At 46.4% G+C, this 25,047-nt stretch carries 24 protein-coding genes; 13 read left to right on the top strand and 11 right to left on the bottom strand.

All coding sequences use genetic code 11. The annotated features are described in order from the left end of the window. The 4 genes from QUA53_RS22630 to QUA53_RS22645 all read right to left on the bottom strand — a co-directional run. A partial coding sequence (locus tag QUA53_RS22630) for a DUF4347 domain-containing protein (RefSeq protein ID WP_333249102.1) occupies positions 1–2,314 on the bottom strand: 2,314 nt, incomplete at its 3' end. Positions 2,315–3,097: 783 nt separating this feature from the next. Then, positions 3,098–5,194, bottom strand: a complete 2,097-nt coding sequence (locus QUA53_RS22635) for a prolyl oligopeptidase family serine peptidase (RefSeq protein WP_333099901.1) — start codon at positions 5,192–5,194, stop codon at positions 3,098–3,100. A gap of 325 nt (positions 5,195–5,519) precedes the next feature. Further along, positions 5,520–6,113: a recombination mediator RecR gene (gene recR, locus QUA53_RS22640; RefSeq protein ID WP_333036394.1), complete on the bottom strand. Its 594-nt coding sequence runs from the start codon at positions 6,111–6,113 to the stop codon at positions 5,520–5,522. Between the two features lie 152 nt (positions 6,114–6,265). Continuing rightward, the gene (locus tag QUA53_RS22645) at positions 6,266–6,634 is read right to left on the bottom strand and encodes a translation initiation factor (protein ID WP_333069865.1); all 369 of its coding nucleotides are present in this window, start codon (positions 6,632–6,634) and stop codon (positions 6,266–6,268) included. Between the two features lie 240 nt (positions 6,635–6,874). Between QUA53_RS22645 and trpB the strand changes: the two genes are divergently transcribed. The 3 genes from trpB (at position 6,875) to QUA53_RS22660 (ending at position 9,484) form a co-directional block, all read left to right on the top strand. Next, positions 6,875–8,113, top strand: coding sequence for a tryptophan synthase subunit beta (gene trpB, locus QUA53_RS22650; RefSeq protein WP_333099902.1), 1,239 nt, complete (start codon positions 6,875–6,877; stop codon positions 8,111–8,113). Between the two features lie 69 nt (positions 8,114–8,182). Then, positions 8,183–8,689, top strand: a complete 507-nt coding sequence (locus QUA53_RS22655; protein ID WP_333099903.1) for a CAP domain-containing protein — start codon at positions 8,183–8,185, stop codon at positions 8,687–8,689. A 162-nt stretch (positions 8,690–8,851) separates the two neighbouring features. Continuing rightward, the gene (locus tag QUA53_RS22660; RefSeq protein ID WP_333099904.1) at positions 8,852–9,484 is read left to right on the top strand and encodes a ribonuclease H-like domain-containing protein; all 633 of its coding nucleotides are present in this window, start codon (positions 8,852–8,854) and stop codon (positions 9,482–9,484) included. A gap of 272 nt (positions 9,485–9,756) precedes the next feature. Here the strand turns inward: QUA53_RS22660 and QUA53_RS22665 are convergent, their stop codons facing one another. Then, positions 9,757–10,824, bottom strand: coding sequence for a hypothetical protein (locus QUA53_RS22665; RefSeq protein ID WP_333099905.1), 1,068 nt, complete (start codon positions 10,822–10,824; stop codon positions 9,757–9,759). A 309-nt stretch (positions 10,825–11,133) separates the two neighbouring features. Between QUA53_RS22665 and QUA53_RS22670 the strand changes: the two genes are divergently transcribed. Next, a complete protein-coding gene (locus tag QUA53_RS22670) occupies positions 11,134–11,280 on the top strand; it encodes a hypothetical protein (RefSeq protein ID WP_333099906.1) in 147 nt (48 codons plus the stop codon). A 147-nt stretch (positions 11,281–11,427) separates the two neighbouring features. Here QUA53_RS22670 and QUA53_RS22675 read toward each other — a convergent pair whose 3' ends face one another. Beyond that, on the bottom strand, positions 11,428–12,555 hold the full coding sequence (locus QUA53_RS22675; protein ID WP_333099907.1) for a HetZ-related protein 2: 1,128 nt from the start codon (positions 12,553–12,555) through the stop codon (positions 11,428–11,430). 159 nt (positions 12,556–12,714) lie between these two features. On the opposite strand from QUA53_RS22675, the gene glyS reads away from it, so the two are divergent. Further along, a complete protein-coding gene (gene glyS, locus QUA53_RS22680; RefSeq protein WP_333099908.1) occupies positions 12,715–14,862 on the top strand; it encodes a glycine--tRNA ligase subunit beta in 2,148 nt (715 codons plus the stop codon). A gap of 439 nt (positions 14,863–15,301) precedes the next feature. After that, positions 15,302–16,648, top strand: a complete 1,347-nt coding sequence (gene murD, locus QUA53_RS22685) for a UDP-N-acetylmuramoyl-L-alanine--D-glutamate ligase (protein WP_333099909.1) — start codon at positions 15,302–15,304, stop codon at positions 16,646–16,648. Between the two features lie 128 nt (positions 16,649–16,776). On the opposite strand, the gene QUA53_RS22690 is transcribed toward murD, so the two are convergent. The 4 genes from QUA53_RS22690 to QUA53_RS22705 form a co-directional block, all read right to left on the bottom strand. After that, positions 16,777–16,935 (bottom strand): hypothetical protein, encoded by a 159-nt coding sequence (locus QUA53_RS22690; protein WP_333099910.1) that lies wholly within the window; start codon positions 16,933–16,935, stop codon positions 16,777–16,779. Positions 16,936–16,986: 51 nt separating this feature from the next. After that, positions 16,987–17,349 (bottom strand): hypothetical protein, encoded by a 363-nt coding sequence (locus tag QUA53_RS22695; protein WP_333099928.1) that lies wholly within the window; start codon positions 17,347–17,349, stop codon positions 16,987–16,989. Further along, positions 17,318–17,500 carry a hypothetical protein gene (locus QUA53_RS22700; protein ID WP_333099911.1) on the bottom strand — a complete coding sequence of 61 codons (183 nt, stop codon included), beginning with the start codon at positions 17,498–17,500 and terminating at the stop codon, positions 17,318–17,320. Before QUA53_RS22700 ends, QUA53_RS22695 begins: the two co-directional genes overlap by 32 nt. Positions 17,501–17,590: 90 nt before the next feature. Continuing rightward, positions 17,591–18,001, bottom strand: a complete 411-nt coding sequence (locus QUA53_RS22705) for an MAPEG family protein (RefSeq protein WP_333099912.1) — start codon at positions 17,999–18,001, stop codon at positions 17,591–17,593. Between the two features lie 31 nt (positions 18,002–18,032). Between QUA53_RS22705 and QUA53_RS22710 the strand changes: the two genes are divergently transcribed. The 3 genes from QUA53_RS22710 (at position 18,033) to QUA53_RS22720 (ending at position 19,660) form a co-directional block, all read left to right on the top strand. After that, a complete protein-coding gene (locus tag QUA53_RS22710; protein ID WP_333099914.1) occupies positions 18,033–18,287 on the top strand; it encodes a hypothetical protein in 255 nt (84 codons plus the stop codon). A 158-nt stretch (positions 18,288–18,445) separates the two neighbouring features. After that, positions 18,446–19,225, top strand: a complete 780-nt coding sequence (locus QUA53_RS22715) for a methyltransferase domain-containing protein (protein ID WP_333099915.1) — start codon at positions 18,446–18,448, stop codon at positions 19,223–19,225. A 99-nt stretch (positions 19,226–19,324) separates the two neighbouring features. After that, positions 19,325–19,660, top strand: a complete 336-nt coding sequence (locus tag QUA53_RS22720; RefSeq protein ID WP_333099916.1) for a cupin domain-containing protein — start codon at positions 19,325–19,327, stop codon at positions 19,658–19,660. Between the two features lie 172 nt (positions 19,661–19,832). Here the strand turns inward: QUA53_RS22720 and QUA53_RS22725 are convergent, their stop codons facing one another. Next, positions 19,833–20,534: a Crp/Fnr family transcriptional regulator gene (locus QUA53_RS22725; RefSeq protein WP_333099917.1), complete on the bottom strand. Its 702-nt coding sequence runs from the start codon at positions 20,532–20,534 to the stop codon at positions 19,833–19,835. 45 nt (positions 20,535–20,579) lie between these two features. Between QUA53_RS22725 and QUA53_RS22730 the strand changes: the two genes are divergently transcribed. The 4 genes from QUA53_RS22730 (at position 20,580) to QUA53_RS22745 (ending at position 25,046) form a co-directional block, all read left to right on the top strand. Continuing rightward, entirely contained in the window at positions 20,580–21,098 is a 519-nt protein-coding gene (locus tag QUA53_RS22730) for a CdiA C-terminal domain-containing protein (RefSeq protein ID WP_333099918.1), read from the top strand. Further along, entirely contained in the window at positions 21,073–22,116 is a 1,044-nt protein-coding gene (locus QUA53_RS22735) for a thiazole synthase (RefSeq protein ID WP_333099919.1), read from the top strand. The genes QUA53_RS22730 and QUA53_RS22735 overlap by 26 nt, the downstream gene beginning before the upstream one ends. A 69-nt stretch (positions 22,117–22,185) precedes the next feature. After that, positions 22,186–22,353, top strand: coding sequence for a photosystem II assembly protein Psb34 (psb34, locus tag QUA53_RS22740; RefSeq protein ID WP_333046874.1), 168 nt, complete (start codon positions 22,186–22,188; stop codon positions 22,351–22,353). Positions 22,354–22,775: 422 nt separating this feature from the next. Further along, complete coding sequence (locus QUA53_RS22745; protein ID WP_333099920.1) at positions 22,776–25,046, top strand: hypothetical protein; 2,271 nt, start codon at positions 22,776–22,778, stop codon at positions 25,044–25,046. Position 25,047 lies beyond the last annotated feature (1 nt).

Here is a 25,047-nt window from a genome sequence, read left to right on the forward strand (position 1 = left end):
CTGTCGAAATTGTGTAAGTAACTCTTTCACCTGGTGCTGCTGCCGCAGTCCCGCTTTTGGTGGTAACTAGGTCGGCACTAGGTGTCAGAGGTGTGGTGAATGTAGCTTGGTTGTTGGCGGGAGTGGGGTCAGTCGTAGTTGAGGTACTTCGGGCGGTGTTGCTGACGCTGCCGGATGCAGGTGCGATGAAGCTGACTGTGTTGGTGACGGTGGCTGTGTTGGTGACGCTGCCTGCGGCGAAGGTGACTATACCTGTAGCCGGATCGTAGACACCGCCGTTGGAGGGGATGACTCCTGTTAAATTCGGAAGGATGGTGTCGGTAATGGTGACGTTTTCGGCTGTGCTTGGGCCGTTGTTGACTGTCGAAATTGTGTAAGTAACTCTTTCACCTGGTGCTGCTGCCGCAGTCCCGCTTTTGGTGGTAACTAGGTCGGCAAGAGCATCAACAATTGTAGTTGAGACTTGAGAGATGGGTTGAGAACTATTGTTGTTAGCTAGATTTGGATCAAAAGTGCTGGAGGTACTATAGGCAGTGTTAGTTAAGGCAGCACCGCCTGTTGCCGGAACTCTTGCGGTGATGGTGCGGGTTTCGCTAGCACCGTTAGCCAGAGTCGGAATCGCCGGCCAGATGACCGTCCTCGTTGTGGGATTGAAACTACCGTTGTTGTCAGTGCTGACGAAAGTTAAGCCCTCTGGGAGCGGATCTTGAATCAGGACGCTTTCGGCGCTGTTAGGCCCGTTATTTGTGGAGGTAATCGTATAGGTAATGGTGCTATTGGGTATGGCATAGATCGGGCCTTTTTTAACAATAGAAACGTCGGCTACGAGTGTAGGTTGATTTATACTTTCGACGATGACATTGTTAACTTCGTGAATGTTTGTATTTCCCCCTGTCGAAGCAGCAAAGCCAAATTTAAAAGTACGTGGCACTTCTCCGTTTATGGTTGCCAAATTTGGTATGTCGATCAGTGTTTCGCCCGCATCAAATGTGCCGTTCCTGTTCACGTCGAAGGCTACTGTCAGACGGTTAGGAGATGTTGGTGAATTATTTGTCGGGAATAATGTAATTTGGACGGTTCTTTTAGCCTCAGCGCGAATGCTTGTATCTTTATTGTCTATGCCAATGGAAACGCCAGTCAAACTGTTAGTTAAAAGACTAGAACCTAAAAATTTATAATTTTCGGTTGGGATTGTGCTTGCTCTGCCTCTAAGTCCTACTGCATCAGGTCGTCTATCACTTGGATTGTTCGAGATGCCACCCTGTTTTCCAGCAATAACGCTAGAATAATTGCCAAATTCGTCTAATCCGACACCTAAATAACCTCCTACAATACCGGGTGAATTTGAATTAGTATTTTGAGCATAGCCAAGAGAGCCACCATAGCCTCCGGCTTCTGTTGGCGTAGCTGTTCCGTCAATGAGGAAAAAACTAATGCCATCGGCACCAAGGAGAGAACCATCACCGGGAGAAGGGGTAGTGCCTCTGTTATAGGCAAAGAAATCAAAGGTAACTCTCAGGCCCTCAGTGGCGGAGATGGGGTTGTTGTAGATGACAAAAGCTGCTTGTCCAAAGGCGTTTGAGGTTAATCTCAAAGTACCGCTTCCGGGTGTATCGCCAGTCCCTAAAGCGGGAATAACGCCGCTGGGGTTGGCTGTACTACCTGCGGTTAAGCCTGGGTTAGCTGTAGTGGGGTTGCCAATTCCATATATCCAAGGCCCGATTACTGTTGAATTTTTAAATTCTTCAGCCGCTAAGGTAGCCAGGACTGATGCATAGCCTTCTAGGACTTCTTTTTCAAAGGCTATTTCGGTATTTATTTGTCCTGTGGCAATTTCTAATTTCCAGTCGCCGCCTAGTGCTGCACTACCAGTTAAATTATTGGAAGCCGCAACATTTGCTCCTGTTATTTGGCTGAGTTTTTGTATGAATTTTAGACCTAATTTTCCGGCACCTGTGTTGCAACTTAACAGCAGAATACTACCTGTTTCGTTGAGAGCTTTACCCCACTGCTGCAATTGGCTGGCATAGGTTTCTATATTGTAAATATTGAGTTCTGTTGAGCCGATTTCTACTGATGCTGATGCGCCGTGAGCAACTATTTGAATGCTGTTGAGGCTGTGCCGCGAGGCTGCTATTTCGGCAATTTGTTCGATTCCATCCCGGGTTCTATCGAGCAGGATTACTTCTGTACCGCGTTTCACTCCCCTGAGAAACTCTTGGTAGTTTTCTACTTGTGAATCCACAATCGCTAGATTTTTTCGGCTAGCAGTCTCTGCTTTATAGCTGGCTTGTCTCAAGATTTTAGTTTCCATATTGGTAGATTTCCGTGTTGGCGCGCCTGACAAATTTGACAGATTTGGTTGGGATGGTTTTAATTTTTGGTTAATTTGGTTGCTAAATTTAAGCTACCCCTTTTCATAGATGACGATAAACTTTCAACTATAAAGTTTTAAAAATTATTTTTTAAAGATACATAATAGTTACCTCTATTTGTTATTTATGATCTTAGTCAATCATTAGACAGGATTGGCTGCGATCGCCCTAGGATGTCCTGATGCGGCCCATGGCTGGAAATTCTAACATGAATAAGGGGTGACAGCCTTTGTATTAGCCAAGATGCTCTATTTTTGGGAAAAATGATATCAGGTCTAAGGTTAGTTATATGGTAAATTACTTACGGATTTATCAGCACAAGGGGTCTGACCCCTCATAGCGCTTTGCTTCGTCTGGTGATATCGAGGCTGGATCAGACAGCTTGAACCGTAAATATACTGAAAATATTAATTTCCTAAAAATTGGCAGATTTTGACTTTGAGGTGCGATCGCTGTTGCAAGTTGAGAGGACCAAACTTCTAGAGATTTATACTTATATTTATACGAATTTGGCGTGCAGTAAACTCACAGCAATGTAATAATAGCCACTCAACGCTACAAAAGTTAATAAAAACAAAGTGGAAAATTATATATGTTAATAGCAGGATTGCGGTCACAAAAAAGAACGATCGCCCTTGAATACAAAAAGAACGATCGCCCTTTACACCGTCTTTCTATCTAAATCATCAAACTGCGTCGATCGCACACCCTAACGCGGCTTGCTAAGCGTCAATATCGAGTTCGCGCACTAAAAAAGCCCATTCATCAGCCAATTCTTCAATCACTTTAGCAGTAGGCTTGCCGCCTCCGTGTCCCGCTTTAGTTTCTATCCGAATTAACACGGGTTTTTCTCCCGCGTGGGTTTCTTGCAAAGCAGAAGCAAACTTGAAACTGTGGGCCGGAACCACGCGATCGTCGTGATCGGCAGTTGTAATCATTGTCGCCGGATAAGCCGTTCCCGGTTTGAGGTTGTGCAGGGGAGAATAGCCGTAAATTGTCGGGAATTCCTCGGCATTTTCGGGAGAACCGTATTCCGAAGTCCAGGCCCAACCAATGGTAAACTTGTGGAAGCGCAGCATATCCATAACCCCGACTGCGGGCAATGCCGCACCGAACAATTCCGGTCGCTGAGTCATGCAAGCCCCTACTAATAAACCGCCGTTGCTTCCACCTGCGATCGCCAATTTGGCAGGTTTTGTGTATTTGTTTTCGATCAACCATTCAGCAGCAGCTATAAAGTCGTCAAACACGTTTTGCTTGTTCAACTTTGTCCCTGCTTGGTGCCATGATTCGCCGTACTCGCCGCCGCCCCGCAAACAGGCGATCGCATAAACTCCCCCCAGATCCAACCACACCACATTGCTAATGGAAAAACTCGGAGTTAGCGACACGCCAAAACCGCCGTATCCGTAAAGATAAGTGGGATTATTGCCATCAAGCTGCAAGCCTTTTTTGTGGGTGATGAACATCGGTACTTGCGTGCCGTCTTTGCTGGGATAAAATACTTGCTTTGTCTCGTAATCGTCGGGGTTAAAATCTACATTCGGCTGGCGGTAAATTGTGCTTTCGCCCGTCACCATGTTGTAGCGGTAAATAGTGTTTGGTGTAGTGAAACTCGTGTAAGCATAAAAAGTTTCGGTATCGTGCCGCTTGCCATCAAATCCTCCCGCCGAACCGATTCCCGGCAAAGCTATTTCCCGCGCGAAACAGCCGTCTAAGTTGAAGATTTTAATTTTGGTGTAAGCGTCTTTCAGATAAGAAGCCACAAATTGATTGTTGAGGATGCCAATACCTTGGAGGGTTTCGGGTGCTTCGGGGATAATTTCTGTAAATTTCCCTTGACTGTCATCGCCAGCGAGGGATAAAGGAGGGGGATTGTTGGTGTCGATCGCAATTACCCGGCCGCAGGGTGCATTTAAGTCTGTTTGAAACCAGAACAGAGGGCCGTCATTGTCGATGAAGCTGTACTCTGCCTCGAATTCGTTAATCAGTTCTACAACAGGCGATTCAGGGGCAGTTAAGTCTTTATAGAAAATCAGGTTTTTTGTTTCAGTTCCCTGCCAAACTGATATAATTAGATATTTGCCGTCTTCAGTGACGCCGCCGCTAAATCCCCATTCTTTTTGGTCGGGGCGATCGTAGATTAATACGTCTTCAGATTGGGCTGTTCCTAACTTGTGATAAAACAGTTTTTGGTAATAGTTAACATCTTCGAGTTTGGTTTTTTCGTTGGGTTCGTCGTAGCGGCTGTAAAAAAAGCCTTTACCGTCGTGAGTCCAAGAGGCACCTGAGAATTTCACCCACTTTAAATGATCCGATAAATCTGCACCTGTTTCGATATCGCGGACTTTCCATTCTTGCCAATCCGAGCCGGAGGTTGACAAACCGTAAGCCATATGTTTGCCGTCTTCGCTGATAGCTACGCTACCCAAAGCAACGGTTCCATCTTCGGAGAGTGTGTTGGGGTCAATTAATACTTTGGGTTCGCTGTCGAGGGATGTTAAAGTATAGAGTACGGATTGATTTTGCAGGCCGTCATTCTTGTAGTAGAAATAGCGCTCGCCTTCTTTGAAAGGTATGCCGTATTTCTCGTAATCCCAAAGTTGAGTCAGGCGCTGTTTGATTTTTTCCCGCGCCGGAATTTCGTTGAGGTAGCCGAACGTGACTGCATTTTGGGCTTCCACCCAAGCTTGGGTTTCCTCTGAGTCAGGATTTTCCAGCCACCTGTAAGGGTCGGGTACTTGGACGCCGTGGTAATCATCTGTTTGGTCGATTTTGCGGGTTGTGGGGTAGGTGAAAGGTCGATCGAATTTTGTCATGATTTTTTACTACTCTCGGTAACTTTGTCCAGTTTACCCTTTCGCGGCAGTGACGACAGGGAACAACGAAACTCAAGACCAAATAGCAAATACCAAATACCCGACAGGTTTCAACCTGTCGCTACACAGACAAAACCCGCCGACGCGGGTTTCATATCTTACAAATTTGTCATTACGAGCCTCAGCGAAGCAATCGCAGAAGCTTAGGATATAGCTGTCGTCGCATCAATTGTAAAGTCTTCATCCTCTCTTCTCTTCCTTTGTTTCCTTGGCGTATTCGCCGTTCGTTTCTCTTATTTTTAAATCAGCCATCACCCGTTTTCAACTAATCCAACTCCCTCCTTCCTTCCAAAGCGCGAGCCAATGTAACCTCATCGGCATATTCCAAATCTCCCCCCATCGGCAAACCAAAGGCTATGCGCGTCACTAGGGTAAAAGGTTTTAATAAGTGACCGATATAAAGAGTAGTAGTTTCGCCTTCCACGCTGGGACTAATAGCAATAATTACTTCCTTAACCTTTTGCTGGCTGACCCGCCGAACTAACGGTTGAATGTTCAATTGTTCCGGGCCAATTCCATCCATCGGCGAGATAACGCCACCAACAACGTGATATTTACCCATATATTCCCGCGTTTTTTCTAAAGCGATTACGTCGCGGGATTCTGACACTACACAAATGGTATGAGTGTCGCGGTTGGTATTGCGGCAAATTTCGCAAACAGGGTCAGCAGATAAGTGAAAGCATACTTGACAGAAACCTACTTGCTGTTTGGCATCAATCAAAGATTTAGCTAGGGCTTGCACTTCTTCTTCCGGTCGCTTCAAAATATGTAAAGCTAAACGCTGGGCTGTTTTTGGGCCGACTCCGGGCAAGCGCTGCAATTGTTCGATTAAACGAGCTAAAGGTCGAGTGTACATTAAAAATTGGCGGTAATTGGTAATATCATTTCTGGCTGATTCGCGATCGTAGAATTGGCGCGATGTAGGGGCGGGTTTTACCAAGCATCTATGTTTTAAAATAAGTATATCATAAACTCGTCCCGCCCATACACTGATGGCTATTGACTAATTTACCCTCCACTAATTTTAGCTTTGTAGCCTAGCTTTGTGATAATTTCTAGCAGCTTTTGCTTGTGTTCGCCTTGAATTTCGATTTCATTATCTTTGACTGTGCCGCCAGTACCGCATTGGGCTTTTAGCTGCTTGGCTAAAGTTGCTAATGTTTCGGGTTTTTCCTGAAAGCCGCTGATGACTGTAACTGTTTTGCCACCGCGTCCTTTTCGGGATGCTTCGATTTTGAGGTTTTGTTGATTGGGGGGAACTTCGGCAACTCCCCGTTGGAGGGCTGCCGAGTTGTCAACGCTGCCAAATTCGGAGTAAACTATTCGTTTGCCCTCGGTTGTTTTGCTGTCAGAATCTTTGCGTTTTGATGCTGCCATAGGTTAAAATGCTTGAACTTTTTTTACTGGTATTTCTAGTTTTAGGGGATTGGGGTATGGTTGCGATCGCTCGGAATGCGCTCTATCTTCTACTTATTGTATTAGCCCGTCAAGCGTTCAAGGAATTATAATTAAATTTGTTCGATCGCCTCAAGTCCACAACCAATTTGGTACGATCGACACCAAGCCTATAGCTTACCCGCGAATCTAAAAAATCTAAAATCTAAAATCTAAAATCAAATGACTGTCACTCCCCTGCCTCTCACCACCGAAACCAGCCCCCAACGCCCCGACTCCCTCGGCAGATTCGGCAAATTCGGCGGCAAATACGTCCCCGAAACCCTGATGCCGGCGTTATTTGAACTAGAAGCTGCTTTCCACAAATACAGCAGCGAACCGGAATTTCAACAGCAACTTCAACAATTGCTCAAAGATTATGTCGGCCGCCCCAGCCCTTTGTATTTTGCGGAACGCCTCACCGAGCACTACGCTAAAGCAGACGGAACTGGCCCGCAAATTTACCTCAAACGCGAAGATTTAAACCACACCGGAGCTCACAAAATCAACAATGCTTTAGCTCAAGCATTGCTGGCAAAACGCATGGGCAAAAAGCGGGTAATTGCTGAAACTGGTGCAGGTCAACACGGCGTTGCCACTGCCACAGTTTGCGCTCGTTTCGGTATAGAATGCGTTGTCTACATGGGCGTTCATGACATGGAAAGACAGGCTTTAAATGTGTTTAGAATGCGCTTGATGGGAGCCGAAGTGCGGCCGGTGGCTGCGGGTACGGGAACTCTGAAAGATGCGACTTCTGAAGCAATTCGCGACTGGGTGACAAATGTCGAAACAACTCATTACATTCTTGGTTCCGTAGCGGGTCCCCATCCTTACCCGATGATGGTGCGCGATTTCCATGCGATAATCGGTCAAGAAACCCGCGCTCAATGTCAAGAAAAGTGGGGTGGTTTGCCAGATATTTTATTAGCTTGCGTCGGCGGCGGTTCTAATGCAATGGGTCTTTTCCACGAGTTTGTCGGGGAAGAAACTGTCAGATTGATCGGTATTGAAGCGGCGGGCGAAGGTGTGGAAACTGATAAACACGCTGCTACTTTGACTAAGGGAAGTGTGGGAGTTCTGCACGGGGCTATGAGTTATTTGCTGCAAGATAATGAAGGTCAAGTGATTGAGCCACATTCGATTAGTGCGGGTTTGGATTATCCGGGTGTGGGGCCGGAACATAGTTATTTGAAGGATGCGGGCAGAGCTGAATATTATAGCGTAACTGATGCAGAAGCACTGGGAGCATTTCAGCGGCTTTCGCAGTTGGAGGGGATTATTCCGGCTTTGGAAACTGCTCACGCGATCGCCTATTTAGAGACTCTGTGCCCGCAGCTAACAGGCAATCCGCGCATTGTGCTTAACTGTTCCGGACGCGGCGACAAAGACGTGAACACTGTAGCGAAGGTTCTGAATATCTAGGTTAGCGGAATGTGGGGCGATCGCTCTGTAGGAATTGGTAACAATTAACTTTATTTCTCGTTTGATTTCATGTCCAAAGGTTTGATTTTGATGTGCTTGGGATTGTTGACAATCCTGCCTAAGTGTGACACCTCCATTCCTACGCGATCGCTGCCACAAACTCCCATGAATACTAATGTTGCTTCGAGTGCTATTACTGACTTAGAAAAAGCGGTCAACCAACAGATCAATCAATACCGAGCATCTAAAAAGTTGCCGCCGCTGAGTATAGATCCGCGAATCAGTCAGATAGCAAGAATTCACAGCGAAGATATGGCTAAGGGTAAAGTAAGTTTCAGTCACGATGGATTTGAGGGGCGGGCGAAAGCTATTACGATTCCTTATAAAAGTGTAGCTGAAAATCTTGCTTACAATTTTGGCTACAGCGACCCGGTACGCAATGCTGTTGAGGGTTGGATTAAAAGTGACGGCCACCGCAAAAATATGGAAGGTCAGTTTAATGTGACAGGTATTGGAATTGCCAAAAATGCCAAAGGTGAGTATTATTTTACTCAGCTTTTTGTTCTCAGTCGGTAAGCCGAAGGAAGAAGGAAGTTCGGCAACGGATTCGCTCGACGGATGTAAGGGATGTCAGTCCGAGGGAAGTCGGAAGAAGGAAGAAGGAAGAGGGAAGAGAGAAGAGGGCAGTCAACAGTCAACAGTTAACAGTCAACAGTCAACAGTCAAAAATTACTAATAATGGAATTTGCAGATTTTCAAGTGTGCGATCGTGATATTCCCGATTCTCTCTTATCTTACTATTTGACAGCAGAGGCGATCGCCGTTGATACGGAAACAATGGGTTTGATGCCGTGGCGCGATCGCTTGTGTTTGGTTCAGTTGTGCGATCCGCAAGGTAAAGTTGCGGCGGTGCGGATTGCTAAAGGCCAGACTGCGGCCCCGAATTTAAAAAAGCTAATGGAAGCTGAAAATATTGAGAAGGTATTTCATTTTGCGCGCTTTGATATGGCAACAATGCGTTACAATTTAAGTATTGACATTGCACCTGTTTTTTGCACAAAAATTGCAAGCAAACTGGCGAGAACTTACACCAACAAACACGGACTTAAAGATTTAATCCAAGAATTGGAAAAAGTAGAACTCAACAAAACTTCTCAAAGTTCTGACTGGGGAAATTCTGAGCATCTTTCAGACGAGCAACTCAGCTACGCTGCTAACGATGTCCGCTATTTGCTGAGCGCTAAACAAAAGTTGACTGCTATGTTGCAGCGAGAAGAACGCTGGGAAATTGCACAGCAATGTTTTCAGTGTTTGCCGATTTTTGTGAGTTTGGATTTATTGCAGTACAAGGATGTTTTCGAACACGGCTAATACCATTTTAGATTTTAGATTTTAGATTTTAGATTGGCAATGACTGATGACTACCAGGGTTTAGAACACGAGCATACAATTGCATTCTTTTTTGGAACTGGTATAATATTCTGTCACCTAGCAGAACTGCCATCAAATTGGTTTGTAGTGAAGACTTGAGTTATCATAAAACTCGCTGGGAATTTAGTCCTCACTACAAACATAATTATTATTATTATTTGACCGGACTTGATGTAAGTTAAAAAAATTTCAAAACATTGATCTATGGCTGATTAGGACTGATCGGGATTGTGTTCGTGCAGTAAAGCTTCAATTTGGTCGTCAACATTTCTAATCACCTGTTCCAAAGCGGGCAACCCCTCTAAAGGCACAGGAGAAAGCCGAGTTCGATCGCGAATTTGATTCACTTTCCGCTGCAATTCTTCGGCCAGCCGCAGTGCGTCCCGACTCAAAGTAGACAACTGCTGCTGCTGGTAAAACCTCAAAGCTGCCCCCCGCAAAACTTGCAGGGTGGCTTCTTCCTTGCCGCCCACCGTCATTACCCGCAAGCGCAACAGCAAATGAGTGTTTTGATATATGCGCTCAACTTCGACTTGTTTGGGCTGTTCCACCGGGCAAACAGGCATATCTGTCAGCCGCTTCAACTCGTCGATGACCTCTTGGAAAAGGACGATATCGATACCTTCGAGCATCGATTTCAAAACGCCATCTTGACTCCAAAGAATGCGACCTTGGGACTGATGCCGCTCAAAAAACAGGCGGCCGATACCCTCTCGCAGCACTCTACCGAGCAATTCTTGTAGAAGTTGGGGCGCGGGCAAAGTTGCCAAAACTTCCACTTGGCTTGACAAGTGCAAAGCCTCGACATTCAAAACCGATAGCTGTGTCGGTGTTGGGGGAACCTCAGCGCCAGCAGGTTTAAACCGCTCAGGAGCGGGCATCGAGGCTTCTGGCACAGACAGGATCGTTGCTGCATTGGGGCCTGAAGTTGCTGGTGCGGGATTTTTGGGTGTTGGGGCTGGTGCGGTTTCTGTCTGGCTCGGTTCTCGGAGCTGGTTCCCGTGCAGCAAGTAAGCTGAGAGCATCGAGCGCTGAGTTTCCGAGGCAATTGGCTCTGTTGTGACTGAGCAATTCATGTAAGCTAAAATCCGCTGCACGTAGTCCAAGGCGGAGTCATCTTGGGCATCGACTACGCCCAATTTAAACAGATTACCTTCCAGAGATAAAGGCAAAACTTGATAGTAAAGGCAAGCTTCAAAGGGGACAACTGTATCGATTAGGTGAAATATTCGATCGGAGTCCATTGTAGCTGCCGAGTCTGTTGAAGATGTATGTACCATTAGCTGCTTTGTAGTTGGAAGCGCGATCGAGCGCGACGCACCAACCTGATGCGATAAAATTAAACGCTGCAACTTCCCTGACGGAGGAATTAGCCTAACAACCGGAAGCTTTTTTTAAAGAAAAATCCTTAGTCCCAGAATTTTCTCCCTTCTGTATTGCAGCCTTAAATTCTACCAAAAGATTGAGATCTAGATGATGACTAGCGCAGTCTAGACCCACTATCATCGATCGCCCGAGATTGATGCCCGTGGCTGGCAACAATAGAATTATGTCTTTAATGCACAAGTATTAGAGATGCACCACAACCGATGATTTACGGGCAACCGCTGAATTTAGGATTGGTTAAAAAATCCTCAAAGTCGATCGTGCTGCTAGTATCTTACCTCAGAGAGTGGGCGGCGATCGTCTCAAAGCGGGCTCGTCACGGCAGCGCTACGATATGCCGATCGATCTAACCTGAATTGATACAAGGGGAATGGCGCGGTTTTCCACGGGAAAACTCGCAGCACTCTGTGGCTTTTGGGGAATTGATTTGTAGCGCGGATTCCGAAAAATGCTACCGCCAATTCACAATTAGCAATTGCCCGCCACCCATTACCAATCTACTCGTTGCGGAGCGATTGAGCTGCTAAATACAGTTTGCTCCACTCGCCGATGACTTGATTGGTTTTCAACTTTAATTCAGATGCGATCGTCTCTACACTTTTCCCTGCTTTCAACGATTCTAGCAACTGCCGCTGCACCGGCGTGAGGTTTTGTAAATATTGCTGCCACTGAGCGGGAGTCAAGCCCAAACTGTGTTCTTGGAGCGAAGTTTCCAGCCAGTTGGCGACTAATTCCGGTGCTTGTTTGACCGCAAAAACCCGAATCGCGTGGTAACTAACTTTTTCTCGCAAGCGGTAAATTTGCTTGATCGGAACCTTCAACTCCTCGGCAATTGCCTCTTGGGAACGGCCTTGCAGGTAAAGCCGCAGCCACCGGGAAGCCAGCGGATCGACTTCAGCGGCTAAATAATTCTCAAATTCTTGTTGGACAATCTGCCGCTGAGTTTGCTGCTCTTCCCAAGCTTGATTTTCTCGATACTCGGACATAGCCTGTTCGTCTAACAGGCTGAGCGGTTCGTCTGTATCGTCGGGTAGAACCTGTTCCGACACCAGCCGCACCCAGTCTCCTGCAGGCACCTGCGTCAACCCGCCCCGCTGGGCACGCCGCAGGTAGTTGACAAAACGGTACACCAGCAGCGGCTGGTTGCGGATCGGCCGCAAGCAGTATTCTTCTGTGCTCGCTAGCAGCAAAGCATTTCGCAGGCGTCTGTCTGAGGTGCATTCGGCAATCCAGGCGACTTGCTGCTGCAGGTAGCGATCGGAATTGAGCATTTCCTGAATCACTTCTTGCAGTACCTCCACCGCACTCCGCTGTCTGTCCCGACTCAGCGAAACCCACGCTTGGATTTTTTGGCGGAGCACAACCAAGCCGCCGAGCCGCCCGATCAAGTTGCGGTAAGCTTTTTCTGGCGGTACTCCCAGATACCGAGAAATCAAAATTCGATATAAAAAGTCGATCGCCCCAGAGGCAACAGACAATTGAGTTGGGCTAAGAGTGTCAAATCTTTCGGGCTTGTCTCCCAACAGCCAGCGGACAACACTCTCGCGAGTGCTAGAACTCTCCTGCGGGCAATCTTGTTCGAGTCGAGACTTCCAATCTTGTCCTAGTCTTTCCGCCAAGGTCATGGGCTGTCGAGAATATTGTCTTTCACCCCCGATTTTACGTGGTATCCTGGATTTTTGAGTATTTTTCAGATACTACGATCCTCTTCTGCAAGCTTCGCCAACGCGCGATCGGATAAATTACCTTAAATTACCCTAAACAAAATTCCATTACGGTGCGATATGCCTAACTTTTTATTAGAACTCGGTACAGAAGAATTGCCCGCATCTTTTGTCGCAGGCAGCGCCCAGCAGTGGCAGCAACTTGTACCTGCAACGCTGGCAGAAGAATCCTTGACAAATGACTCTATTAATGTATACGCTACTCCGAGGCGTTTGGCAGTTCTCGTGAAAGGGCTGCCAGTTCAGCAATTAGATAGAGAAGAAGAGGTAAAAGGGCCGCCCGCGAGTTCGGCTTTTAAAGATGGCAAACCGACGAAAGCAGCCGAAGGTTTTGCGAAAAAGCAGGGCGTAGAAATTGATGCTTTGGAAGTTCGCGCTACCGATAAAGGCGATTTTGTGTTTGTGCTCAAAAAGATTCCGGGGCGGATGACCGCGGATATTTTGACAGAACTTGTGCCGCAGTGGATTAACAAGTTAGAAGGCAAAAGATTTATGCGGTGGGCCGACGGAGATTTGAAGTTTCCGCGCCCGATTCGATCAATGGTGGCACTGTTAGATGATACTGTACTGCCAATTACATTGGTGAGCGGTTCGGATACGGTCACGAGCGATCGGATTTCCCAAGGACACCGGGTGTTACATCCGCAGCCTGTCTCGATTCCGCAAGCCGAGAATTATGTCGAATGTCTGCGGGCTGCTTGCGTGGAGGTCGATCGATCCCAGCGCAAAAATCAAATTAAAGCACAAGTAGAAGCCGCAGCAACAAAACAAAGCGGTTACGCCGACATTACGGAAGACTTGTTAGAAGAAGTCACAGACTTAGTAGAATGGCCGAACGCAGTTGTCGGGAAATTTGACGAAGAATTTTTGATATTGCCGCCGGAAGTAATCACCACAATTATTGTCACAAACCAGCGCTATTTTCCGATTCTCAAAAGCCCGGATTTTCCCGAACTGCTGCCCTATTTTATTACAATTTCCAACGGCGACCCGGCTAAAGCGGCGATTATTGCCGCCGGTAACGAGCGAGTAGTGCGGGCGAGATTGGCAGACGGTCAGTTTTTCTATAAAGCAGACTTGGTAAAGCCTCTAGAGGATTATTTGCCAAAGTTGGCAACAGTTACTTTCCAGGAAGATTTGGGGACTGTACGCGCAAAAGTCGATCGGCTGTGCAAGATTGCCAGCCTCATCACCAACCAACTGCAAATCACAGGCGAAGAACAAGCTTATATAGCAAGAGCAGCCTTACTTTGCAAAGCCGACCTCGTAACCCAAATGGTTTACGAACTTCCCGAAATGCAAGGAATCATGGGGCAGAAATACGCCTTAGCAAGTGGCGAATCCGAAGAAGTAGCCACAGCGATTTTTGAACATTATTTGCCCAAAGGTGCGGGCGACAATTTGCCCCAAACTCTGACTGGTCAAGTTGTCGGAATAGCCGACAAATTAGATACTTTAGTCAGCATCTTCGGCTTGGGAATGTTGCCGACTGGTTCATCCGATCCCTTCGCTTTGCGCCGCGCAGCTAATGCAATAATTAACATTATTTGGGCGGCTCAGTTGCCTATCAATTTGCACCAGTTGCTCGCAGAAGTTGTTGCCGAATTTACTGCCGCACGCCCAGAAACACCTGCGGAGTTGCTATCACAGTTATACGAGTTTTTCTTACAAAGAATTCGGACTTTGTTGCAAGAAGAAAAGAATGTAGATTACGATTTGGTAAATGCCGTTTTGGGAGAAAACGACCCAGAATATACTGAACGAGCATTGAGAGATATGTTGGACGCACGGGAAAGAGCGCTTTTCTTACAACAAATCCGCAATAACCAGACTTTGGATCTAATTTACGAAACAGTCAACCGTTCAACTCGTTTGGCGGCTCAAGGTGATTTGGATAAAATAGAATTGGAACCGAAAACTGCTGTTAAACCGGAGTTATTTCAAAAGTCGTCTGAACAAGCTTTTTACGATGCAGTCGTGCAGTTAGTGCCGCAAACGCTGTTATCCAAACAAACTCGGAATTACCAGCAGTTAGTAGATAGTTTGACGGAAATTGCTCCGACTGTCAGCAACTTTTTCGACGGGCCAGCAAGCGTTTTGGTGATGGATTCTGACCCGGAAATTAAGCAAAATCGGTTGAATTTACTGGGTTTGCTGCGGAATCACGCGCGGGTGTTGGCTGACTTTGGGGCGATCGTCAAAAGTTAAAATTGACAACACCCAAATATTCTGGGCCTGCAGATTCCACCTTTGCCCGCAGTCCGCCGTTCGTTTCAACCCCCGTCTGAAAGCGAAAGTCCTCGTTATGAGGACTCTAAGCCATACATACCAGACTTTTCAGTCAGTTTTAATTGACTTTAGCTGTTAGACAGGGGTTGAAAACCCCTGGTGGGGCTGGGGCAAACAGAGGGTGTGCAGGCAAACCAACTTGAGAAAGGTACTTGTTAAAATCTCGATCGAAATAACATTAAAGCTTACTAATAAAAGTAGTAAACTTATTAGAATTATTGCGGAACCGCGCGAGTCTCAGCAGAGTTCGATCGCTCTCTTAAAAAATAAGCTAAATGGCCAATAGTCAACAACCAATTCAAGGTTAAGATATAAACTTATAAAACCAGGGAAGTTCGCTCCATCACACACACAGCTTATGCCGATAGCTCATATCATTGGACTAGGAAAATCAGGAATTGCCGCCGCAAGACTGCTAAAACGCGAAGGATGGGAAGTAACGCTGAGCGATCGCTCATCTTCCCCAAATTTGCTTGAACAGCAACAGGAATTCGCTAGCGAAGGAATTCATGTGGAGTTAGGTAAATCTTTTGAACCTGTCGATTCTATAGAATTAATAGTAGTAAGTCCGGGCGTTCCCTGGGACAGTCCAGCATTAGTGCGCGCCAGAGAGTTAGGGATTGAAACAATCGGAGAAATGGCTCTCGCGTGGCGTTACCTCAAATCTCCTTGGGTGGGAATTACCGGCACTAACGGCAAAACTACTACTACTGCTTTAATTGCTGCTATTTTTGCCGAGGCCGGGCTTTACGCGCCCGCTTGCGGCAATATTGGCTATGCTGCGTGCGAATTAGCTTTAGCTGAAAAACAGCCGGATTGGGTAATCGCAGAAATTAGCAGCTATCAGATAGAATCATCGCCATTTGTAGCGCCGCGAATCGGAGTTTTGACGACTTTGACGCCGGATCACCTCAGCCGCCACAAAACGTTAGAAAATTACTACAACATTAAAGCCCATTTGCTGAAAAAGTCGGAATTGCAAGTAATTAACGGTGACGATCCTTGTTTGCGGCAGCAAGGAGTTGAGGTTTGGCCGGATGCGTGTTGGACGAGTGTCAAAGGTGAAAAAGAACTGTTGGGCGATCGCACTTTTGGAGCGTACATCGAAAACGGTTGGGTAATAGCTCAAAGCGAGAAAATTTTACCTGCTGATTCTTTGCGGATGGTGGGAGAACACAATTTGCAGAATTTGTTAATGGCGGTGGCTGCAGCTAATTTGGCGGGGATAGATAAAAGTGCGATCGCCCGGGCGATCGCTAAATTCCCCGGAGTTTCGCACCGCCTCGAACACATCTGCACTTGGGAAGGCATAGATTTCATCAACGACAGCAAAGCTACTAATTATGACGCCGCCCAAGTCGGGTTGGCTTCTGTGAGCGCACCGGCGATTTTAATTGCGGGCGGCGACGCCAAAGAAGGGGACGATCGCGCTTGGATTGATACAATCAAGGCGAAAGCTGCTGGGGTGTTGCTAATTGGGGATGCGGCAGGTATTTTTGCCGATCGGCTCGAACAAGCAAATTACAACGCTTGGGAAATAGTCGAAACAATGGAACGAGCAATCCCGCGAGCCGCAGAATTAGGCAAACAGAACAACGCAAAAGTAGTGCTGCTTTCCCCAGCCTGTGCTAGCTTCGATCAATACCAAAACTTCGAGCAACGAGGCGATCATTTCCGTCAATTATGCCTCGAATCCCTAGTTTAGATATGTCATTGTTCGCTGTGTACAAATTAAGAATTTTCTACACAGCGAACAGTAATAAACTTAAATCTGTGTCTATCGGCTTACATCTGCGGTTAAAAATTAAAACCTCTGATTTTGACCAATCTACTTTAAGTAACAGTCTTCCAAACAGTCTTAACTCTCTCCTGTTGTTCCGATTCTAGCTCGTGAAAAACTATCATTATTTCCTCATGAGTATAATCAATAATGATTGCAGCCAATTGAGCCACTGTTTCCGCTTCCAGCATGGCTGTTTTTAAATTTGCCATTGCCTCTTTATCCATTAACACTAAACTTTGAATATTGACCTCACTTTAATTTTAATTCTGTCTGCAAATGTCTTTTAATTTGGTCTGAAAATCAACAAGCTGAGCCGAAGTTATTGTATCAGAATGCGACGACGATATTTTAAATTCTTGCCTACAAAGCTGAGAACGCAATTTTTCATCAATTTCCAGAATCTTGCCTTCAGAATCGACATTTTTTTGCAACAAAGTTGCGACTTCCCTTTCCAGTTGGCGATTGCCTTGCTGAAAGAAACCTTGAGAGTTAGAACGAAACAAACCGCTATTAACTTGCTGAATTTGGCTAGGTGTCAGCGCTTGAGCCGAGACAGCAGCCGGAAATCCCAAAGATGCTGCTAGCCACCAGCTATAAATTATGTGTTTGAGAATGCTGTTCATCACTGTCGGGAGGATTTTTTACCTCAATTGGTTTCTCGTCTTCTGACTCGCTTGCTAATTCATCTTCTCGTTCAAGTTTTTCTTGCCAATCTACAAGCTGCTGAAAAAGTTTCTGGTTAATTTCAAAGACGGGTTTGTTGGTTTCTGACATATTTACTCCTAACATTTATTACATTTAACTGGTTCCCAGGCAGAGCCTGGAAACGAGTAGAAAAACAATTATGTCGATCGCAAGCTAGGCTCAAACCTTCAGCAGCGACATAATTATGCCAGTTAAAGACCCACCAAGCAAAGCTAAAGTAGCTAAGGTACTAATGCCAAATCCTGCCGCTCTTTTTTCGGCAGCTTGATAGTAACCCCAAGCAAACAAAATGCGTCCAATTATCCAAACTGCGCCGATACCGGCGCCCAAAATTGGGCTGATAAATTGCGAGAACAGCCACAACGAGGGCAAAAATAGAATCATTTGCTCTAAGGTATTTTGCTGAACTCGCACCACTCGCTCAAAGTCTGGGTTTCCTGTCATCTGCGGGGGAGAAACTTTGTGTTTGAATCTAGCTCTGCCGACGTTGATGGTAACAACGAAGTAGAGAATTAATGCTGAAACAGTAATTAGACTAGGCCAAAGTGTCGCGTTTGCTTCTGCAAGCATGATTCGGTATTCTTAGGGTGGAGTAGATATCTTGATTATAAATCAATTATTGCCGATCGCGTTATTCATCGCCATGCCGTCATTCAAGGCGGGGGATTTGATGCAACTGCGGGGTATTAGTGGCGCGACAATTGCTTTAGAGTTCCGGGAGATCCTCGAAAACTTGCGGGCTGGGATTTTGATTCTTTTGACTGCACCTGCACAGGGATACAAGCCCCCGACTCTTGTCGTGAGCCGCCCAAATTTTAGACTCTTATTCAACCTCCCAGATTCATCTGTGGAGTAAATCTAAAATTTGTAGAGTTAATTAAAAATCTAAAATCTAAAACTGTAAAAATTGAGGAGGCTGACGCACTATACGATATTTTGAATATGAGCTAGATCATAGAAAGATTTGGGATAATTTGCCAAACTGAGAGTAAGGTTAAATAGGAGGTCAATTTAATGACCAATACTGCTCTCAATTTTAAGACTGCACCCGGACATGAAGTTCTGGCGGCGGCGGGTAAGAAAATGTTGAGGCCGGGGGGGAAATTTGCTACGGAACAGTTATTTGAATGGGCGGATTTTCAGCCTGGGGAGACTGTTTTGGAGTTGGCTGCTAGTTTTGGATATAGTTCGATCGCCCTTGCTGAACGTTTTGGTGTAAAAGTAGTGGGAGTTGAGAAAAATCCCCAGAGTCTGGCCCGCGCTCGTGCTAATGTTGCAGCAGCCGGTTTGAGCGATCGAGTGGAAATTGTGGAAGGAGATATTTTTCACTTAGATCGGATTTCCCAACAGTTTGATTGGGTTTTGGCTGAAGCTATCCTGACAATGCAGTCGCCGTCAGGGAAAGCTAAAATTGTATCGGGAATTTGCGATCGTTTAAAACCAGGCGGCAAGTTTCTCTCTCACGAACTTTTAGTTAAAAACCGAGAAGCTGAAATTCACAAAGCTTTATCAGAAGTGATTCGCGTCAATTCAACGCCTTTGTCTGAGTCTGGCTGGATTGCTGTTTGCCAAAACGCGGGTTTGCAAGTAGAGAAGTCTCAAACTGGGGCGATGGGCCTCCTAAATTTGTCGCGAATGCTGCAAGATGAAGGGTTTGTGGGTACTGTGCGGATTTTGTGGAATATATTAAGTCGATCGCAAATTCGCGATCGTATCTTAGCAATGCGTCGAGTTTTCCAGCATTACCAACAGGATCTAGGCTACATCGTTATCTCTGCAAAAAAACAATCTTAACCCAGTCAATCGATTTTCGATTTTCGATTTTCGATGGAAGAAAGTGAAGCCACTGATAAATTCGAGGCTTGTGACCAAATTAATTAATTGTCAAAAACTATGACTACTACTCTTTTACCGCTACAATCTTCAGCTATTCAACTCCGAGACGCAATTGAATATCCCGCCGCCGGAGTGTCGAGCAAAGTTTTAATCAAAGACAATAATTGTCAATACAGTTTACTTTGTCTGGCTGCTGGTAGCGAGGTTTCCGAACACTCTTCGCCGCGCAATGCCACAGTTAATGTCATCGAAGGAAAGGGGATTTTGACTCTAGAAGGCAAAGATATTGTCTTGGAACCGGGGGTGTTTGTTTTTCTGCCCGCCCGCGCCATCCACGCTTTGAAAGCTGAACAAAATTTGGCATTTATCTTGACACTTTCTGAGCCTAATTAATGCCATCATTATTCTGTAGGAGCGAATTTTACCAACCATAATTGCCGAAAATCAATAATCTGATAAACCCGCCCCGATTCACGGGTTGTGGGGGGCGGGTTTATATAGATAGTGAGTGGCAGTCAAATATTGTTTGTGAAACCCGCCCTTACAAGAATGGAGATTTTAACATTTAATCTATTTCATCTCCAGAGGCGATATCCTCCAATTTTTTCCAGTCCAATACAATAATTTTACCGCCTCGACTGTAGGATACAAACGGCTTGAGTTTCTTAAACAACCGCACGCATTCTTCGTAGGTAATTCCAATACTGCGAGCAATTTGATAGTAGGGAAAACGTTTTTCTAAACATACACTATTATCCGCAATCTTCGTACCTTGCTCGATCCCAAAGTAATGAATAAATCGGGCCAGCCGCACGATCGCCCTTTCCGACACCAACCCGTGAACTGTATCGTGCAGTTGCTGCAACCGCTGATTAAACACCGCCAATATTCGCAAGGCAATCTCAGGATTTTCCCGAATAGCTGCTAGCAAAACTTCCCGTTCTGTGGTAAGAACTTCCACATCCGTTTCTGCTGTCACCGTTGCGGGGGCAATGCCGTTGCCTAGCAAAGCAGGTGCGGCAAAAATATCTCCCTGAAATAAAGTGCGGAGAATTGTTTCTTTGCCCGCCGCCGCTGTTTTTGCAACCCGCAGAGAACCGCTCAAAAGAGTGTATAATTTTTCGGGGATGCGATCGCCCTCATACATCACAACTTCTCCCTGTCGGTAAGTGCGAATTACTGTGTGTTCTTGCAATCGCTCTAATTCAGTTTTGTTTAAGCTGGCAAATATTCCAATTTTAGCCAGTTGCTCAACAGTTGCTTTCATAGATTTAACTCTACCCGATCGGAGTCCATTGACAGTATAATAACGGTGAATTCAGAATATATCGAGACAAGCAGAGCCATCTACGAAAACGCACAACCAGAATATCGGCGGCATTATTTTGACGAGCTAGTTGGCGGATTTGTGCTCGTCCACCCCGGCCACAATCTTAATGATTCGGAAAATTTTGTGGCTGAAGTTTTGGCTAAAATGGGAAAGAGAGTTAGACTTTTAAGCGAACAAGCACCGTCGGGAACTAAAACTCCAGACGCTGACGTTGACGGTCAAATTTGCGAATTTAAGGAATTAACAAAACAGTCGAGTAATCTCAAAAATAGAGTACAAGAAGGGTTTGGAAAAGCCAAAAATCAAAGTGCAAATGCAGTCATTTTTCACGTAAATATAGAAATTTACGACATTCGAGAGATAGACGAAGGCATCAGGCAAGCCATATATTGGGATGTTAAGCATCTCATACAAACTATCATTTTGGTTTTCAACAACCAATCTGTTCTAAAAATTACTAGAGAGGAATGGGAAAATGGGCAGCGTTTTTCAAGAATTTGAAGAAATTGTAAATAGCGGTATAAAAAATAATATGCCACGGGATGCAAGATTGATTATTGTTGGAGAGATCCTGTACGCAGTAACTCGGGACGAACTAACCAATAAAGAAGGTTGGCTGCTAGAAAATATGCTCGGAGGCAGACAAGAATGGGAAAAGGGGCTAGAATATGCTATTTTTGGAGACCCAAAACACGGACACATAGCGCCACCCTTAACTCTCTCAGATAAACCTCTAGTTATTGCCGGCAAAACTTTTCATTCTCGCTTGATGACGGGGACGGGAAAATATCGCAGCATCGCAGAAATGCAGCAAAGTGTAAACGCTAGCAGGTGCGAAATTGTGACTGTAGCTGTGCGGCGAGTGCAAACAAATGCTCCCGGCCATGAAGGATTGGCAGAGGCTCTGGATTGGACTAAAATTTGGATGCTGCCAAATACTGCGGGTTGTCAAACTGCCGATGAGGCTATTAGAGTAGCTCGTTTAGGTAGGGAAATGGCGAAACTTTTAGGGCAAGAAGACAATAATTTTGTCAAATTAGAAGTGATTCCTGATGCTAAATATTTGCTGCCCGATCCGATCGGCACTTTGGAAGCGGCAGAACAATTAGTTAAAGAAGGTTTTGCCGTTTTGCCCTACATCAATGCCGATCCCTTGCTGGCAAAACGCCTCGAAGAAGTCGGTTGTGCGACAGTCATGCCTTTAGGTTCGCCCATCGGTTCCGGGCAAGGGATCAATAATGCGGCCAACATTCAAATAATTATTGACACGGTGAATGTTCCGGTGGTAGTCGATGCGGGGATCGGAACGCCGAGCGAAGCTGCCCGAGCAATGGAAATGGGAGCCGATGCACTTTTGATTAATTCGGCGATCGCCAATGCCCAAAATTCCCCCGCAATGGCCAAAGCAATGGGAATGGCAGCAGAAGCGGGGCGGATGGCGTACTTAGCAGGAAGAATGCCGGTCAAAGATTACGCGATCGCCTCTTCTCCCCAAACAGGCACTGTCACCTCCAAATAAATGGCAGAATTTTCCTGGGCGCTTTTTTGGTACAGTTGTAAGCATCAAAAATATTAAGGATTGTGACTGATGCCTTACATCAAAGATGACGATGGACGCCTGAACAACTTTGCTAAAGAGCCGAAGGTGTACGGCGCCGAACCTCCCAACAAGAACCAGCAACGGAACTATATCATTATGGGAATTGCAGCAGCCATGTTGGTCGCTGGTTTGGTATTTGTGGCTGCTTCCGTCTAAAAGCTGGGCTGAGACTCAAAGCTGCTTCAAATCGCAATTTTAAATAATCCTTCAGCAAACCATGTTTTCCAACCAATGGAAACATGGTTTTTGTGTTTCAATACAAAGCAGGTAGTTGCGACAATCCTGAAGCGTGCCGAGCGAGCTGGAAAGCTAAATAAGACAAGCAGAAATTGGGTTTTTTCCTCTCGGCTGTTGGGTTCAGGGACTTGGGTTCCACTTAATCACACTGGTTCGCCACCCACATAAAATTGCCAATTGAAAATCTACAATCCTTTAGTCATCACGGGTGCGATTGACTGCCTTCGGGGCTTAGTTGTGAGTTATGAACGATCGAGATTTTAACTCTCAACTCTAAAATCTACAATCTACAATCTAAAACCTAAAATCTAAAATCTAAAATCTAACATCGGCTGACCGTGATGTCTATTCCTTCCCAAACAGTTTCTAGCTCGAACAAGCTGATCTATCAACGCTTGAAACAGGCGATCGACCTCAATTTACGCCGTCAAATTTTTATTGCCGCCTGCGACGACTTGTGCTTGCGGGACTGTCTGGCAGCCCGCTTGCAGACAGAATTAGCTGCAGAGAGCGCAGGTTCCGATCCTCGCTCCGCGATCAACTACCCCCGATTTGTCAGTTTGGAACTCGACTTGAGCGATCCAAATCCTTGGGGTTCGATCGCCGCGTGGCTGACCCAACACCCACCGCCACAAAACAGGGGCAGCTACAGCCCTTTGCCGGGATTTCAAATTCTCGGGGCAGAACACCTGACCAGGCAGTCAGCAGCAGTGCAGTGGTCGTTCCTGAGCTATTTGAGAGACATCGAAGCAAACCTGCAAATGTGCGAGTCTACTCTGTTGCTGTGGGTGTCGCGCCCCTGGCTAAGTTCGATCGAGCAATCGGCCCCGGAATTTTGGCACTGGCGAACCGGAGTATTTGAGTTTGAAGGCGAACCAACTCCAGCTAAGGGAGACTTGGGGCACTTTGAGGACTTCGGGCACTCCGGAGACTTGCGAAACTTACGGGACAGCGGAGACTTTGGCAACCAACTTTTAATACCTTCTTTGTCTGGACAATCCCCAATTCCCGACGAACAATCCCCAATTTCCTATCCCCCGTCCCCAGCGCCAGATTCTAAATCCGTCCAACTGACAGAGGACGAACAATCCCCAATTTCCCATTCCCCGTCCCCAGGGCCAGATTCTAAATCCGTCGAACTGGCAGATTTGGTGCTAGCAGCCGCTTCTGAGGATGTGGCCGCCGAAAATAATGCCTCATCAGAGGAGAATTTTCTGCCGCTGCAAACTCTGCAATACATCGAACTGCTGCAAGAACATCAGTGTTGTTCCGAAGCATTGGCTTTGGCTTATCACAGTTTGGGAAATTACTACCGCGATCGCATTCTGGGCGGAGACGTTTCAGAGCAAAACCTGACAATCGCCATTCGCGCGATCGAACAAGTGATTGCATATCTCGACGTTGACTGCAACTCGCAGCAAAATCAACCACTAACTGAAGAATGCGCGCGGCTGATTGCCCAATTGACACAAAATTTAACTCAGTACGCCCAGGAGTCCAACAGCCTACCGCCAATTTCCGATCTGCTTAACGATCTCGGCACTCTCTATTGGATGCTATCGCGCGATCGCACGCAGCATAACGCCTCCGATCCGGTATCCTGCCTTGAACGCAGCATCGCCCTCTACCTTGAAGGTTTGAACCGAACAGATACCGAAACCGTACCCCAAACCCGCGTTAGATTAAACAAAAATTTGGGAATCGCCTCGGCCGATTTAGCCCGCTATCGAGACAAGACAGAGAACTTGCAGCACGCAGTTGCAGCTTACCAACAAGCGCTGCTGGATCTAGACCCCGCCGTGGAGCCTCAGCAGTACGCTGCTGCTCAGAATAATTTGGCGACAGCATACTGGAATTTAGCCCAAGAGGGTGAGCCGATCGTATATCTCAAAAGGGCGATCGCAGCTTACACCCACGCCCTCTCCTGTTACAGTCCCGAACGAGAACCCCTCAACTATGCCGGAGTGCAAAACAACCTCGGTACCGCCTGCTGGAACCTCGCCCAGCACGAACCCTCAGAACCCCTGCTAGTCAGGGCGATTTCCGCCTACCGCGAAGCATTGAAATACCGCACCCGAGAATTAGTACCCGCAGCAGCAGCCGCCACCTCCAATAATCTGGGTACCGCTTATTGGCATTTGGCGAACCAGTTTCAGCAGAAACAGGCGCGGACAGAATCATTGCAGCAGGCGATTACCGCCTACGAAGCCGCCCTGGATATCGCCGGAGAGCTCGATCGAACCCAACTCACCTTTGACGCCTTGGCCGCTCGCAACAATCTCGGACTAGCCCACTATCAACTAGCCACCGACCCAACTTTCGCCACTAACAAAGTCGCACAGACAAGCCATCTAGAAGCAGCACTACACCACCAGTTGCAAGTGTGCGTCGAATGGGGACAACATCTCAATGACAAAGGGTTAACATATGGGGATAAACTCAACCTGCAAGCCCCGGCAAACTCCCAAGCTGCTGATTCCCGGCAAACAGCATTGAGCTATATTGTCAAAACGATTAGAGCTTTCTATAGTGAATGTGGGCTGCCAGGCCAAAATTTAGCCTTATCCAAAGTTCCTGGAGATTTATTGCCTGAAATTTTGCGTAGGTTATAAA

Source organism: Microcoleus sp. Pol12B3 (genome assembly GCF_036701355.1).
Classification (GTDB): domain Bacteria; phylum Cyanobacteriota; class Cyanobacteriia; order Cyanobacteriales; family Microcoleaceae; genus Microcoleus.

What these genes read in the sequence shown, in the direction of transcription:
- QUA53_RS22635 (WP_333099901.1), bottom strand. Translation starts at nt 5,194, where the DNA reads ATGACAAAATTCGATCGACCTTTCACCTACCCCACAACCCGCAAAATC.
- recR (WP_333036394.1), bottom strand. Translation starts at nt 6,113, where the DNA reads ATGTACACTCGACCTTTAGCTCGTTTAATCGAACAATTGCAGCGCTTG.
- QUA53_RS22645 (WP_333069865.1), bottom strand. Translation starts at nt 6,634, where the DNA reads ATGGCAGCATCAAAACGCAAAGATTCTGACAGCAAAACAACCGAGGGC.
- trpB (WP_333099902.1), top strand. Translation starts at nt 6,875, where the DNA reads ATGACTGTCACTCCCCTGCCTCTCACCACCGAAACCAGCCCCCAACGC.
- QUA53_RS22655 (WP_333099903.1), top strand. Translation starts at nt 8,183, where the DNA reads ATGTCCAAAGGTTTGATTTTGATGTGCTTGGGATTGTTGACAATCCTG.
- QUA53_RS22660 (WP_333099904.1), top strand. Translation starts at nt 8,852, where the DNA reads ATGGAATTTGCAGATTTTCAAGTGTGCGATCGTGATATTCCCGATTCT.
- QUA53_RS22665 (WP_333099905.1), bottom strand. Translation starts at nt 10,824, where the DNA reads ATGGTACATACATCTTCAACAGACTCGGCAGCTACAATGGACTCCGAT.
- QUA53_RS22670 (WP_333099906.1), top strand. Translation starts at nt 11,134, where the DNA reads ATGATTTACGGGCAACCGCTGAATTTAGGATTGGTTAAAAAATCCTCA.
- QUA53_RS22675 (WP_333099907.1), bottom strand. Translation starts at nt 12,555, where the DNA reads ATGACCTTGGCGGAAAGACTAGGACAAGATTGGAAGTCTCGACTCGAA.
- glyS (WP_333099908.1), top strand. Translation starts at nt 12,715, where the DNA reads ATGCCTAACTTTTTATTAGAACTCGGTACAGAAGAATTGCCCGCATCT.
- murD (WP_333099909.1), top strand. Translation starts at nt 15,302, where the DNA reads ATGCCGATAGCTCATATCATTGGACTAGGAAAATCAGGAATTGCCGCC.
- QUA53_RS22690 (WP_333099910.1), bottom strand. Translation starts at nt 16,935, where the DNA reads ATGGCAAATTTAAAAACAGCCATGCTGGAAGCGGAAACAGTGGCTCAA.
- QUA53_RS22695 (WP_333099928.1), bottom strand. Translation starts at nt 17,349, where the DNA reads ATGAACAGCATTCTCAAACACATAATTTATAGCTGGTGGCTAGCAGCA.
- QUA53_RS22700 (WP_333099911.1), bottom strand. Translation starts at nt 17,500, where the DNA reads ATGTCAGAAACCAACAAACCCGTCTTTGAAATTAACCAGAAACTTTTT.
- QUA53_RS22705 (WP_333099912.1), bottom strand. Translation starts at nt 18,001, where the DNA reads ATGCTTGCAGAAGCAAACGCGACACTTTGGCCTAGTCTAATTACTGTT.
- QUA53_RS22715 (WP_333099915.1), top strand. Translation starts at nt 18,446, where the DNA reads ATGACCAATACTGCTCTCAATTTTAAGACTGCACCCGGACATGAAGTT.
- QUA53_RS22720 (WP_333099916.1), top strand. Translation starts at nt 19,325, where the DNA reads ATGACTACTACTCTTTTACCGCTACAATCTTCAGCTATTCAACTCCGA.
- QUA53_RS22725 (WP_333099917.1), bottom strand. Translation starts at nt 20,534, where the DNA reads ATGAAAGCAACTGTTGAGCAACTGGCTAAAATTGGAATATTTGCCAGC.
- QUA53_RS22735 (WP_333099919.1), top strand. Translation starts at nt 21,073, where the DNA reads ATGGGCAGCGTTTTTCAAGAATTTGAAGAAATTGTAAATAGCGGTATA.
- psb34 (WP_333046874.1), top strand. Translation starts at nt 22,186, where the DNA reads ATGCCTTACATCAAAGATGACGATGGACGCCTGAACAACTTTGCTAAA.
- QUA53_RS22745 (WP_333099920.1), top strand. Translation starts at nt 22,776, where the DNA reads ATGTCTATTCCTTCCCAAACAGTTTCTAGCTCGAACAAGCTGATCTAT.